At 71.2% G+C, this 11,050-nt stretch carries 9 protein-coding genes and 2 pseudogenes; 3 read left to right on the top strand and 8 right to left on the bottom strand.

The window, feature by feature from the left end:
* Nucleotides 1–969: pseudogene (locus AWZ10_RS21685) on the bottom strand (hypothetical protein); the annotation flags it as partial.
* A 396-nt stretch (nt 970–1,365) separates the two neighbouring features.
* On the opposite strand from AWZ10_RS21685, the gene AWZ10_RS21680 reads away from it, so the two are divergent.
* Entirely contained in the window at nt 1,366–3,189 is a 1,824-nt protein-coding gene (locus tag AWZ10_RS21680) for an endonuclease/exonuclease/phosphatase family protein (protein WP_046707898.1), read from the top strand.
* A 20-nt stretch (nt 3,190–3,209) separates the two neighbouring features.
* Here AWZ10_RS21680 and AWZ10_RS21675 read toward each other — a convergent pair whose 3' ends face one another.
* The 3 genes from AWZ10_RS21675 to AWZ10_RS21665 all read right to left on the bottom strand — a co-directional run bounded on the left by AWZ10_RS21675 (nt 3,210) and on the right by AWZ10_RS21665 (nt 5,458).
* Nucleotides 3,210–3,953 (bottom strand): SRPBCC family protein, encoded by a 744-nt coding sequence (locus AWZ10_RS21675; RefSeq protein WP_046707897.1) that lies wholly within the window; start codon nt 3,951–3,953, stop codon nt 3,210–3,212.
* A 22-nt stretch (nt 3,954–3,975) separates the two neighbouring features.
* Entirely contained in the window at nt 3,976–4,683 is a 708-nt protein-coding gene (locus AWZ10_RS21670) for an ArsR/SmtB family transcription factor (RefSeq protein WP_046707896.1), read from the bottom strand.
* A gap of 67 nt (nt 4,684–4,750) precedes the next feature.
* Nucleotides 4,751–5,458, bottom strand: coding sequence for an antibiotic biosynthesis monooxygenase (locus tag AWZ10_RS21665; protein WP_060891847.1), 708 nt, complete (start codon nt 5,456–5,458; stop codon nt 4,751–4,753).
* A 114-nt stretch (nt 5,459–5,572) separates the two neighbouring features.
* Here AWZ10_RS21665 and AWZ10_RS21660 point away from each other — a divergent pair, with 114 nt between their 5' ends.
* Nucleotides 5,573–6,718: a YihY/virulence factor BrkB family protein gene (locus tag AWZ10_RS21660; protein WP_060891846.1), complete on the top strand. Its 1,146-nt coding sequence runs from the start codon at nt 5,573–5,575 to the stop codon at nt 6,716–6,718.
* 777 nt (nt 6,719–7,495) lie between these two features.
* Here AWZ10_RS21660 and AWZ10_RS55490 read toward each other — a convergent pair.
* Both AWZ10_RS55490 and AWZ10_RS21650 read right to left on the bottom strand, forming a co-directional pair.
* A pseudogene (locus AWZ10_RS55490) lies at nt 7,496–7,636 on the bottom strand (DUF3618 domain-containing protein); the annotation flags it as partial.
* Complete coding sequence (locus AWZ10_RS21650; RefSeq protein WP_037691460.1) at nt 7,633–8,094, bottom strand: phage holin family protein; 462 nt, start codon at nt 8,092–8,094, stop codon at nt 7,633–7,635. The pseudogene AWZ10_RS55490 and the gene AWZ10_RS21650, both read right to left, overlap by 4 nt.
* Nucleotides 8,095–8,258: 164 nt before the next feature.
* On the opposite strand from AWZ10_RS21650, the gene dapA reads away from it, so the two are divergent.
* A complete protein-coding gene (gene dapA / locus AWZ10_RS21645) occupies nt 8,259–9,158 on the top strand; it encodes a 4-hydroxy-tetrahydrodipicolinate synthase (RefSeq protein ID WP_060891845.1) in 900 nt (299 codons plus the stop codon).
* Between the two features lie 10 nt (nt 9,159–9,168).
* Here dapA and AWZ10_RS21640 read toward each other — a convergent pair whose 3' ends face one another.
* Nucleotides 9,169–10,398 carry a WD40 repeat domain-containing protein gene (locus tag AWZ10_RS21640; protein ID WP_060891844.1) on the bottom strand — a complete coding sequence of 410 codons (1,230 nt, stop codon included), beginning with the start codon at nt 10,396–10,398 and terminating at the stop codon, nt 9,169–9,171.
* Nucleotides 10,395–10,946, bottom strand: a complete 552-nt coding sequence (locus AWZ10_RS21635) for a SigE family RNA polymerase sigma factor (protein WP_046705729.1) — start codon at nt 10,944–10,946, stop codon at nt 10,395–10,397. The genes AWZ10_RS21640 and AWZ10_RS21635 overlap by 4 nt, the downstream gene beginning before the upstream one ends.
* Between the last annotated feature and the right edge of the window lie 104 nt (nt 10,947–11,050).

Genomic DNA, 11,050 nt, shown 5'->3' with positions numbered 1-11,050 from the left:
CTCGGTCTCGGCCTGGGCCGCCGCCGGCGGGAACCCGGCGGTGCCGTCCAGCAGCGCGTCCGCGCCCTTGTCGACGAGTTCCCCGACCGCGGGCGCGGGCACACCCGCCTCCTGGAGCCGCGCCCGCATCCCGTACAGCCCGAGCGGGGTGAGCCGGACCATGCCGTACCGCGTGACGTCGGTGTCGTCGGGGGAGGGCGCGCCCGGCCCCTCGGCGGCGGCTTCCTCCGCGTCCGTCATCAGCGCCTCGTCCACCGGCTGGTACTCGACCAGCCCGACCGGCTCCAGCACCCGGAACTGGTCGTCGAGCCGCATCATCGCGTCCGAGACCTGCTCCAGTACGTCGTTGGTGGGCTCTCCCATGTCGTCGGGGACGATCATCGAGGCGGCGAGGGCGGGCAGCGGCACCGGTCCCTCGGGGCCGTCCTCGCTGACGGTGAGGAGGTAGAGGTTGCCGAGCACGCCGTCGAGGAAGTCCGCCTCGGCCTCGGGGTCCCAGTCCAGTTCGGAGAAGTCGATCCCGCCGCCGGAGCCCATGGCGTCGACGAGGCCGTCGAGGTCGGGCACGCTCGCGTCGGCGAGGGCAGTCTCCAGGGCCGTGAGCCAGATGCCGAGCACGTCCTGCGGGCCGCCGGAGACGAGGAGCGCGAGGTCCTCGCCCACGGTGACCGTCCCCGCCTCCTCGTCCACGATCTCGACGAGCCCGGTGTCCAGGGCCACCCGCCAGGCCTCACTGGCCGAGGCCGCCGCGTCGGCGCCGTCGACGCCCGCGCCGGTGAGCCCGAGCGCCTCGGCGGCGGCGGACAGTTGCTCGTCGACCAGTTCACCTCCGGCACCCACACGCGTGTCCGGCCCGGCCCAGCGGGCGAGCCGCGCGGCGCGCGAGAGCAGCGGTGTGGCGAGTGCCTCCCGCGCAAGCTCCGCTTCGGAGAGAAGCCGCACCGGCGGCAGTGGCGAGCTGTCTGACATCGGTGGGGATCTCCTCGGAACGGGTGGTGACGAACGACTGCCGATCGATTCGGGCGGCCCTACGCGGAGGGGCTCCCATGAGCGGTACGCGAACGAGTACGGGTACGCGTACGCAGCCGCTCAGCCTAGACGGATTTGGCCCCATGCCGCCCGGTTCATGTACCTGCCAGGATTCGGGTATGGCTGAAACCTTGACAACTGGCGTGACCAGGCAGGAGATTGACGCGCGTAGAAACTCACGGGTAGCTCTGGGGTGATTCCGGGGCCGCCTACAGGCATGACCGACGGAGTTCATCGGGCCTGTCGGGTTCTACGCGCGTCGCGCCGCCCCACCGGTCGCAGGCCACCCCGTCCACTCTCGTCCCGGCGCCCACGTACGTCCCCGGAGGGATCCCCTTGCCGAGCAAGAGAACCGCGCGCATCGGCGCGCTGACTGTCGCCACCATCTGCTCCACGGTGTCCGCCGTGGTCCTGACCTCGCCCGCCGAGGCGGAGTCCATACGCATCCACGACATCCAGGGCACCACCCGGACGTCCCCGCTCACCGGCCAGCAGGTCGCCGGGGTGCAGGGCGTCGTCACGGGCGTCCGCACCTACGGCTCGCGCGGCTTCTGGATCCAGGACCCCAAGGCGGACACCAACCCGGCCACGAGCGAGGGTGTCTTCGTCTTCACCAGCTCCCGGCCGACGGTCTCGGTGGGCGACGCGGTGACGGTCGCGGGCACGGTCGGTGAGTTCGTGCCGGGCGGCACTTCGTCCGGAAACCAGTCCGTGACGCAGATCACCCGTCCGACGATCACGGTGGTCTCCACGGGCAACGCCGTCCCGGCCGCGACCGTCATCGACACCAAGTCCGTGCCGAAGAAGTACGCCCCGGTCGGCGACAGCGCCGCCGCGGGCTCGATCAACGGCCTCAAGCTCGCCCCGGCCACGTACGCGCTGGACCACTACGAGTCCCTGGAGGGCATGAACGTCCAGGTCGCCGACACCCGCGTGGTCGGCGCCACCGACCCGTTCACCGAGCTGTGGGTCACGGTGAAGCCCCGGGAGAACGACAACCGCCGCGGCGGCGCGCTGTACGACTCCTACACCTCGCAGAACACCGGCCGACTGCAGATCCAGTCGCTGGGCGCGGTCGCCGACTTCCCGAAGGCGAACGTCGGTGACGTCCTGAAGGGCACGACGGCCGGCCCGCTGGACTACAACCAGTTCGGCGGCTACACGCTCGTCGCCAACCGGATCGGCACCCTGAAGCAGGGCGGCCTGGAGCGCGAGACGACCCAGAAGCAGTCGCGCGACGAGCTCGCGGTGGCGACGTACAACGTCGAGAACCTGGACCCCTCGGACGCCTCCTTCGCCGACCACGCGGCCGCGATCGTGCACAACCTGCAGTCGCCCGACATCGTGGCCCTGGAGGAGATCCAGGACAACAACGGTGCCACCAACGACGGTACGGTCGCCGCCGACCAGACGGTCAAGAAGCTGATCGAGGCGATCTCCGCGGCCGGCGGCCCGACGTACGCCTGGCGGTCCATCGACCCGGTGAACCTCGCGGACGGCGGTGAGCCCGGCGGCAACATCCGCCAGGTCTTCCTGTTCAACCCCGCGCGGGTCTCCTTCACCGACCGCGCGGGCGGCAACGCCACGACCGCCACCGGGGTGACGAAGGCGAACGGCAAGGCGCAGCTGACGGTGTCCCCGGGCCGGATCGACCCGGCGAACACCGCCTGGACGAACAGCCGCAAGCCGCTCGCCGGCGAGTTCTCCTTCCGCGGCAAGTCCGTCTTCGTGATCGCGAACCACTTCGCGTCCAAGGGCGGCGACCAGGCGCTGCACTCGGAGTTCCAGCCGCCGAAGCGGAGCTCGGAGACCCAGCGTCACCTGCAGGCGACCGCCGTGAACGCCTTCGTCAAGCAGATCCTGGCGAAGGACAAGAAGGCCGACGTCATCGCCCTCGGTGACATCAACGACTTCGAGTTCTCCGACACCGCGGAACTGCTGGAGGACGGCGGCGCCCTGTGGTCGGCGATCAAGTCGCTGCCGAAGAGGGAGCGTTACTCGTACGTCTTCCAGGGCAACGCCCAGGTCCTCGACCAGATCCTGGTCAGCCGCTCGGTCCGGCGCTCCACCGGGTTCACGTACGACAGCGTGCACGTCAACGCGGAGTTCAACGACCAGATCAGCGACCACGACCCGCAGGTGGTGCGGTTCGAGCCGTAAGCCGTAGCGGACAGTGATTCTCAGGGCTGGCTGAACACTCCGTTCAGCCAGCCCTGCCATGCGGTCTCGTCCGCCTTGGCGTCGGCACCCGGCGCGAAGTCGTGGACGCTCATGCCGACGCGGTAACCCCAGTGGTTGCGGCCGAAGAAGCGGATGAGGGCGTCGTCGGTGCGCAGGCCGATGAAGTACGGGTCGCGGTAGTCGACCACGGCGTCGAGGAGCTGCCCGTCGGGGCCCTCGGCCTGGACGCGGGCTCCTTCGGGGGTGTCGTCCGCGAGGCCGAGCGCCCGGCCGACGGTGGTGAGCGCGTCGGGGGTCCCGGCCGTCTCGGGCCCGTCGAAGGTGGCGAACGCGGTGACCGTCCGGCCCGCGAAGCGCGTCAGGTACTGACGCAGGGTGTGCAGATAGAACCCGGTGTGCTTGGCGGCGCCGTCGTACTGGTTGTCCCAGTCGTCGACGAAGATGCCGCTGTGCACGTACCGCACCCAGGCCCGTCGGCCGTCGTCGCGCGGTTCGATCGTGTAGTCCAGCTGGTTGAGGGTCTGTTCGGAGATGCCCTCGACGTCCTCGACACGGTTGGTGTAGCGGTGCGGCGGATCCCATGCGACGACCTCGGAGCCGAAGGGCCCCTTGCCGCCGACCCTCGGCTCGGGCGCCTCCATCGGCCACAGCCACCCGCCGGTCCCGGCGGTGACGGCCTCCCACACCTCGTCGGGGGTGGCGTCGACCTCGAACTCCCGGGCGATCTCGAATTCCTTGGACATGGCGTGCGCTCCTCAGCGGGTCCTACTGATCGGGCTGGTTGGTCGGGGCGGGCAATGCGAACTGATCGGAAGGTTCGGACCGGTCGTACGGGTCGGGCAGGCCGGAGGGTTCGGACCGGTCAGGCGGGTCAGGTACTCCGGCGGCCTGCGGCTTGACCGTCGGGTGGACGGCGACGACGATCCGGTGGCCTCGGCCGGCCTCGGCGCCGGGCGCGTCGTACTTGCGGATGAGCGCGCCCACCCCCGCCGTCAGCTCCTGCACGAACGCGGCACGCTCGGCGGCCGAGGCGAAGGTGACCTCGCCGTCGAGCGCGTAGGTCGCGAGCCGTTTGCGGGCCTTGGCCGCGCCCGTGATGAGCAACCCGACATCCCGGACCAGCCGGGCGCCGAGCGCCAGCAGCCACCGGGCGGAGAACTGGTCCCGGAAACGGTCCGGGTCGGGCTGTACTGCTGCCAGCGCGAGCGGCGAGATCACGTACGACGCGGCGGTGGCCCGCATCAGCCGCTCGGTGACGTTGCCCTTGCGGCGCTCCCCCGCCAGCTCGACCAGGCCGTGCCGCTCCAGCGCCTTGATGTGGTAGTTCACCTTCTGGCGCGGCAGCCCGACCTTCCCGGCCAGCATGGCGGCCGACGCGGGCCCGGCCGCCAGCTCGGCGAGCAGCCGGGCCCTTATGGGGTCCAGCGAGACCGCCGCTGCCTCGGGGTCCTCGATCACGGTGACGTCCAACATGACTCCACCGTCCCACCGAAAACTTTTTTTGTCCAGACGGTTGAAGTTTTCGGTGATGGCGTCGGAGTCAGTCCGGGAGGAGACCGAGGGCGTACTCGTAGCGCTTGACCGTGCTGCCCTTCAGTCCGGGCCAGGTCTGGACTCGCTGCCAGAGCGCCGAGGGTGAGCCGACTCCGTCGCCGGGGGCCGCCAGGGCGTCGATGTGGTGCTGGGCGGTCTCCCACTCTGCGTAGTTCAGGACGCGGGCGCCGTCGGTGCCGAGGTGGAAGTGTGCGGAGATGCCCCCGGGGTGCGGGTTCGGCTCGGCGGCGAGCGCCTCCTCGACGGCGTCCACCCAGGCGCGCTGCCGCGCCGGGTCGGGCCCGTCGAACTCGATGTCGACGATCACGACGCACCCCGGCACCCGTGCCGCCCGGTCACCGTCCCTCGTGAGGCTGCGGTAGTGCCGGTAGCGCCCGAGCTCCACCCGCTGGATCCCCGGCACCGCGGTGTCGATGGCGTCGTTGCGCTCCTGCCGGCGCGTCCGTACGAAGGCTTCGTACGCCTGCTCGTCGGCCCACTGCGAGTAGTGCAGCAGGCCGGAGCCGTCCTCCGCCGCATAGACGAAGTACCCCGACAGCCCGTCGGTGGGCCAGGGCCGCCGCAGCCAGGTGTCGGCGATGGCCTCGACGGTTCGCCGCTGCCGCAGGGGCGTACCCACCTGCCAGGTGCTGAAGAAGGGCGCCCCGACGTCGGGGCGGTCGAGGACGGGATGAAGGTCCGTACGACGGGTCATGCCGCTCTCCCATGATCGGTACTCGGTGTGCGTGCACCGACCACCTTTCAACCTCAACCAGGATTCAGGTCAAGTCCGCGATTCGGGGCCCGGTTTCGGGAGACCCGCCCGGCCATGGACGAGAAGCGGCCCGAGGCCGAGCGGGTGGGGAAGGAACCGGAATCCGGGGCGGAGACCGGCGTGAAGACCGGAAAGGGATCCGGGGCGGAGACCGGAAAGGGGTCCGGCAAGGGGCCGGGGACGGTAACCGAGGAGCGGGCCGGCGCGGACACCCCCACCGGACTGTCGAAACGTTCGTGGTGGGCGGTGGTGCGGCGCACGGCCAAGGAGTTCCAGGACGACGAACTGTCCGACCGGGCGGCCGCGTTGACGTACTACGGCGTCCTGTCGCTGTTCCCCGCCATCCTGGTGCTGGTGTCGATGCTCGGGGTCGTCGGACAACGCGCCACCGACAAGATCCTGGACAACATCGGCGACCTGGCGCCCGGCCCCGCGCGGGACATCCTGCGGGACGCGGTCGTCCAGTTGGGCGACAGCGGCGGTACGGGCGGAGTGCTGGCGATCGTCGGCCTGCTCGCGGCGGTGTGGTCGGCGTCGGGATATGTGGCCGCGTTCATCCGTACGTCCAACGCGGTGTACGACCTGCCGGAGGGGCGCCCGGCGTGGAAGGTGACGCCGCTGCGGATCGCCCTGACCCTGGTGCTGATGGTGATGCTGGCGGCGAGCGCGTTGATCGTGGTGTTCACCGGGCCGCTGGCCGAGCGCGCCGGCACGACGATCGGGCTCGGTGACGCGGCGATCACGATGTGGAACATCGCCAAGTGGCCGGTGCTGCTGGTGCTGGTGACCCTGATGATCGCACTGCTGTACTGGGCCGCGCCCAACGTCCGTGGCCGGGGCTTTTGTTGGGTCAGCCCCGGGGGAGTCCTCGCCACGCTCATCTGGCTCGCCGTGTCCGCCGGTTTCGCCGTCTACGCCGCCAACTTCGGCTCCTACAACAAGACCTACGGCGCCCTCGCCGGCGCCGTCGTCTTCCTCGTCTGGCTCTGGCTCACCAACCTCGCGATCCTGCTGGGCCTCGAATTCGACGCGGAACTCTCCCGCGAACGCGCCATCACCGAGGGCCGCTCCCCCACCGACGAGCCCTACGTCGAACCCCGCGACACCCGCAAGTGGCCGCCCCGCCTACGGGCCCTACGGGAGGCCCGCGCACGGGCCACGGGCGAACCGGACACGATGAGCAGGATGAACAGGAACTGAGATACCCGCCACCGGGGAGGTGGCGGAGAGGAAACGCGGGCCCCGCAGACGCCTATGTTGGCCGGTTGCGGGGTGCGCGTGCGGCGGCGGCCACCCGCGGGACGCGCGCGCCGTCGGCGGGGTGGCCGGGGCCTTGGCCCGCCCATCACCGGGCGGTTGTCTGCCCTGCGGGTGCCCCCTGCCCAGGGCGGCGGCGGAGACGCATCGGCACCGGGGCGGTAGCGGAGGCGAGGCCTGCACTTCGGCGGCGGCGTGGAGGGGACGGTCACCCGAGCGGTGGCTGAGGCGGAACGGTCACCCGGGCGGTGGCGAAGGCGAGGCCTGCACCCGGGCGGAGATGGGACAGTCACCTGAGCGGCGGCGGAGGGGCGAAGCCTTCTTCCCTGCGCGCGGCTCAGCGACCCACAGCCGATCACCACCCACGACCAACCACCACCGCACCGGGACGCGCACCTGCGCCGCACCCCGCACCCCGCACCCCGCACCGACCATCGTCCACGCATGCGGGCCACACCCGGCCGCGTCGTCGTACGCGCGCAGGGTGGAGTCACCGCTCTCGCCAAGCCTTCCCGGCGCCGAGTTCTGGAGCCGGGCTCTGTGTCAGGCGTTTCGAGGCTGGGCCTGTGAGCAAGGCGAGTCGGGTGAGCGGGTGGGCAAGGAGGGGGCCCGAACCTAGTGGTAGTGGCGCCAGAGCAGCACTCCCGCCGCGACCACGCCGATACCCGCGCCGCCCACGACCACCGCCTCACGGGGCACCCGCTCCCACGCCGAGTGCACCCTCGCCTTCACATCCGCCTTGGCGGCCAGTTCCTCGACCGTGTCGCCGAGCTGCGCCCGGGTCACCTCGATCTGCCGCCGGAGTTCGTCGGGCCCCTTGGCGCCCACCGAACCATCGGCCCTACTGGATGCCTGCGTCATCGCCGAGCCCTCCCTTTGATCTCGTCCATGTCCGCCTTGACGCTGTCGAGTGCCTGCTCCGGCCTGGGCGGGGTGGCCTGGCGGAGTTGCGCGCGCCCGACCGCGGCCAGCACGGCGGCGATCACGAACAGCACGGCCATGACGATGAGCGCGGCGGCCCACACGTCCAGCACCAGGGAGAGCGCCCCGACCGCGGCGGCGGCGAGGGTCATGAATCCCACGTAGGCGACCGCGCCGGCCGCGCCGAGCAGCCCGCCGCCGCGCCCGGCGCGGCGCCCTTTCTCGGTCAGCTCCTCCTTGGCGAGGGCGATCTCCTGTCGTACGAGCAGGGAGAGCTGTTCGGTGGCCTGCCCGACCAGCTCGCCCACGGAGTGGTGGTCGTGTTCGCCCGGCCCCGGACGCTCGGATCGCGCAGAGCGCACGAATCGTGTGGGCCTGGCCTCGGTGGTCCCGGTCACGGTGTCGCCTCCTCACACATCGGGACACCCCGAGTACCCTCCCCGGGCCGCGTTACCCCTGCGACGCCGCCCCGCTCCCCACCCCCACCCTCGTAGCAAAACTCCCAAATATCTCGTAGAAAAATTAAGTGGAGCTTCACAATGACCACGCCGAGACTACCCGTATGACCCTCACCCACCGCCCCACCCCCTTCGGCCGCGCCCTCTGCGCGATGATCACGCCCTTCACCGCGTCCGGCGCACTCGACCTGGACGGGGCCCAGCGGCTCGCCGACCGGCTGGTGACCGAGGGATGCGACGGGCTGGTGCTGTCCGGTACGACGGGTGAGTCGCCGACGACGACGGACACGGAGAAGGCGGAACTGATCCGGGCGGTGCGCACGGCGGTCGGCAACCGTGCCGTGATCGTGGCCGGGGTGGGCACCGCCGACACCCGGCACACCGTGGAACTGGCGCTGGCCGCCGAGAAGGCGGGCGCGGACGGCCTGCTCGCGGTCACGCCGTACTACAGCAGGCCCCCGCAGGACGCCGTCGAGGCCCACTTCCGCGAGCTGGCAGACGCCTCGGGGCTGCCCGTCGCCCTGTACGACATCCCCGGCCGCACCGGCACCCGCATCGAACCGGAGACCATGATCCGGCTGGCGGGCCACCCCCGGATCGTGGCGGTGAAGGACTGCGCGTACGACCTCCTCGGCACCCAGAAGCTGCTGGCGGAGACGGAGTTGGCGTACTACACGGGCTGCGACGAGTACGTTCTCGCGCTGTACGCGATCGGCGGGTCGGGTTACGTGAGCACGGTCGCGAACGCGGTCCCCCGTCAGGTCCGCGCGGTCGTCGACGCGTTCGACGCGGGCGACACCGCCGGGGCGGCCCGGCTCCAGCGGCGCGCCGTCCCCCTCATCGAGCTGATGATGTCCTCGGGCCTGCCCGGCACGGTCACGGCGAAGGCGCTCCTGGGACGGCTCGGCCTGCCCGCCGGCCCGGTCCGCGCACCGCTGCGGCCCGCCGGTCAGGAAGCGACCGACGGGCTGCTGGCGGCGTACGAACGGCTGGTGGCCGTCTGAGGACGGGTGGTCAGCGGGTGGCGAAGACCGGGTTCCAGCGACCGGGAGCCCCGTCGTTGCCCTTGAGGGCGCCACTGAGCGCGATCGTCCTGTCGCTGCCGATGGTGACGAGCACGAGAGCGCTGTGGAACTCGTTGTCGCCGGCCTTGATGTCCCAGGCGATGAGCCGCTTGTTGTCGACCCAGGTGAGCAGTTGCTGTCCGCGGATCTTGTGGAGCCGCTTGCCGGTGTAGGGATCGATGATCTCGGAGGCGGTCGTCCTGACACCGCCGGCGAAACCACCGGCCGCGAGCTTGCCGTCCGGGGAGAGCCGCGCCTTGACCGACCAGGTCAGGTACTTCTCGTTGGCCGGCTTGGCCACCTTGTTGCCCTGGAGGTCGTAGTACTGGTCGTGCGGCTCCACCGCCAGCCCGGAGCGGACCAGCTTGCCGTCGCGGCTGAAGGAGAAGTCCTGACGGGAATTGACGATCGGTACGTCGTCGTCCTTCTCCGGGGGGACCTCGCTCCACTTGGTCCGGCCGGAGTCGACGTCGACGAGATAGAAGCCGGTCCGGTACGACTCGGACCAGTTCGGGATGAAGTCGTTCTTCTTGCCGTCACCGTCGACGTCGTTGCCGGCGACGGTCAGGGCGTCGGGGTTCTTGCTGTAGGTGGTGGCGACCAGCCTGCCGCCGTCGGACGAGAAATCGACGCTCGCGACACCCCGGTCGACGGGGATCCAGCGCTCGACCTCGCCGGTGAGCAGGTCGAGGAGGCCGATACGCCGGGCGGGCAGGTCCTTCTCCAGCACGGCGGCGGTCCGCATGCCGGGGGCGACCGCGACCTGGGACCAGCGGGTGTCCTTGATGTACTTGCCGGTCTCCTGGTCGAGGATCCAGTAGGCGCGTGCGCTGACCGCGGTGTCCTTCGAGGTCTTGACCGTTTCGAGGGTGTACCAGGCCGCCAGCGCCACGTCCCCCGCCGCGATCAGATCGCGCGGCGGCGACTGGTCGGGGTGGGCGATGATGTCGCTCCGGTTCATCTCGGTGGCGAGCCGCACCTCGTCCCTGCCGGAGTCCAGCAGCGGCACGGCCACCGCGACGGCGACCACGGCGGCGGTCGCCGCGGCGACGGTCGCGATCGACCGGTTCCGGCGGCGGCGCCGGGCGGTCAGGACCCGGTCGGCGAAGCCGGGGCCCAGGGGCTGTTGTTCGGCGGCCTGCTCCCGCAGGGAGTCGCGCACCAGTTCGTCGACGTTCACGGACGCACCTCCACGGGCGAGAAGTCACGGGACGGGCTTCGCTCGGCGGCGGGCCCGAGCATGCCCAGCTCGGGCGCGAGTTCGCGCAGCCGGGCGAGCGAGCGGTGGGTCGTGGACCGGACGGTGCCGACGGAGCACCCGAGGATCCGGGCCACCTCCGCCTCGGGCAGGTCCTCGAAGTAGCGGAGCACGAGGACGGTGCGCTGCCGGGCGGTGAGCCGGGCAAGCGCCCCGCGCATCACGAGCCGCAGCTCCACCCCGGCCGCCCCGTCGGCAGCGCCACTCTCGGGCGGCTCGGCGACGGTCAGCTCCCGGCGCCGCCACTTCAGCCGCCATCGGCTGACCTGCTGCCGGTAGAGGATCCGCCGTACGTACGCCTCCGGCTCGTCGATGCGCTGCCAGCGGCCGGCGGCCTTGATCAGCGCGTTCTGCAGCAGGTCCTCGCCCGCGTGCCGGTCCCCGCCGCTCAGCAGCACGGCCGTCTTCAGCAGAGCCGACGACCGCCCCGCCACGAACTCCCGGAAACTCTCCTGCCCTGCGGCATCCATCGTCACCTTCTCTTCCCCGGCGGGCCCCGTGTCCCGCCCCTGTGCCCCTAGTGACGCGCGGACCCGCGCCCGGCTATGCCACACCGGAGAAGAAAGTCGTGCGG

Origin of the sequence: Streptomyces europaeiscabiei (assembly GCF_001550375.1) — a bacterium.
Classification (GTDB): Bacteria; Actinomycetota; Actinomycetes; order Streptomycetales; family Streptomycetaceae; genus Streptomyces; species Streptomyces europaeiscabiei.
Note: the sequence above shows the minus strand (reverse complement) of the source record. Positions and strands in the feature narration are given on the sequence as shown.

Excerpts from the sequence above, each read along its gene's own strand:
- AWZ10_RS21675 (WP_046707897.1), bottom strand. The coding sequence starts at position 3,953 with ATGTCCAAGGAATTCGAGATCGCCCGGGAGTTCGAGGTCGACGCCACC.
- AWZ10_RS21670 (WP_046707896.1), bottom strand. The coding sequence starts at position 4,683 with ATGTTGGACGTCACCGTGATCGAGGACCCCGAGGCAGCGGCGGTCTCG.
- AWZ10_RS21665 (WP_060891847.1), bottom strand. The coding sequence starts at position 5,458 with ATGACCCGTCGTACGGACCTTCATCCCGTCCTCGACCGCCCCGACGTC.
- AWZ10_RS21660 (WP_060891846.1), top strand. The coding sequence starts at position 5,573 with ATGGACGAGAAGCGGCCCGAGGCCGAGCGGGTGGGGAAGGAACCGGAA.
- dapA (WP_060891845.1), top strand. The coding sequence starts at position 8,259 with ATGACCCTCACCCACCGCCCCACCCCCTTCGGCCGCGCCCTCTGCGCG.
- AWZ10_RS21635 (WP_046705729.1), bottom strand. The coding sequence starts at position 10,946 with ATGGATGCCGCAGGGCAGGAGAGTTTCCGGGAGTTCGTGGCGGGGCGG.